The 1,448-nt window shown below is 43.9% G+C and carries 2 protein-coding genes; one reads left to right on the top strand and one right to left on the bottom strand.

From position 1 onward, the window contains the following. A partial coding sequence (locus tag ACOVO2_RS07210; RefSeq protein WP_421769324.1) for a c-type cytochrome occupies nt 1-1,104 on the top strand: 1,104 nt, incomplete at its 5' end. A gap of 90 nt (nt 1,105-1,194) precedes the next feature. Here the strand turns inward: ACOVO2_RS07210 and ACOVO2_RS07205 are convergent. Further along, on the bottom strand, nt 1,195-1,448 hold a 254-nt coding region (locus tag ACOVO2_RS07205), incomplete at its 5' end, for a hypothetical protein (protein ID WP_421769323.1).

Genomic DNA, 1,448 nt, shown 5'->3' with positions numbered 1-1,448 from the left:
GATGGCTCGCTATATGTTATTGATTGGCACAACATTCTAATCGGACACATGCAGCACAACGCCCGTGACCCATTGCGTGACCACGTGCATGGACGTGTATATCGTGTTACATACCCATCTCGCCCTCTGCTAACACCAGCAAAGATTGATGGAGCAAGTGTAGAAACTTTGCTTGATAATTTGAAGTTGCCCGAATACCGTACTCGTTATCGCACACGTCGAGAATTGCGAGGAAGAAATGCCGCCGAAGTTTTACCAAAAATTACAAAATGGGTAGCAAATCTTGATAAAAACGACCTTCGCTACGAGCATCATGTATTGGAGGCCTTGTGGGTAACTTGGGGTTTGAATAAAGTTGACCAAAAGCTACTTCGCCAAATGCTCAAAGCTAAAGATTATCATGCACGGGCTGCTGCCGTTGAAGTGTTGCGTTTTGTGGGGCATCAAGTGCCTGACCAAGCGGCTTTATTGATGCAAGCCGTGCGAGACGAAAACAGTCGAGTGCGATTAGATGCCATCGTGGCGGCTTCGTGGATTGGTAAAGAAAAAGGCTTACCGATTTTAGCGGAAGCCAAAAAGAAGCCAATGGACGAATGGATGATTCATGCTCACGAAACGGCTGTTGCTCACTTGAGTGGAATGCCCGTGAAGAAAGCTAAAGAAATTGCCGAAAAATCTGCTTTGAAAGATAAAGAACTTGAACTGTTTACGATGGGCAAGAAGATTTATGCCAAAGAAGGCTACTGCGGAACGTGCCATCAAGCCGATGGAAAGGGCTTGACAGCTTCAGGATTTCCGCCATTGGCGGGCACAAAATGGGTAACGGGTAATGAAGACCGAGCTATTAAAATCGTGTTGAAAGGCTTAATGGGACAGATTGATGTCAACGGCAAAACTTACCCTGGACAAGTACCAATGACACCGTTTGAAGGTTTGCTCAACGATAAAGAAGTAGCGGCAGTTTTGACTTACGTCCGAAATTCGTTTGGCAATAAAGCATCGGCCATTTCGCCCGAAAAAGTGAAAATTGTGCGTGCTTCGGTAGCGAATCAGAAAGATATTTATAATGTCTCAAAATTGCTTCTGGAGCATCCGTTGGAGTGATTTTTCACCACGGAGGCACGGATTACACAAATTTACACAGAGCAGATTTCTGTGTAAATCTTCAAATCCGTGCCTCTGTGGTAAAAATTTTTACTTCCCAAATACCAAAGTCTTAGTTCCACCATTTCCACCGCTTGATTTGGTGAATTTTAGCGTTGTATCGGTTTTTTCGCTCAAAATCCAGTCTTCGTTGATTTCTGCCAAAGTATTGTCAGAAGTCGCAATTACGATATTGAATTTTTGCTTACCACTATCCATCACGGTTGCGTAAGTGCCGTTGTATTTGTTGGCACTGTTAGTTACTACAATTTCACCAGTCGATTTGAACTCAAAGCTATATGCAG

This window comes from Emticicia sp., from assembly GCF_049241225.1.
Taxonomy (GTDB): Bacteria; Bacteroidota; Bacteroidia; order Cytophagales; family Spirosomataceae; genus Emticicia.
The sequence above is the reverse complement of the archived record's forward strand: the minus strand, read 5'-3'. Positions and strand labels throughout refer to the sequence as shown.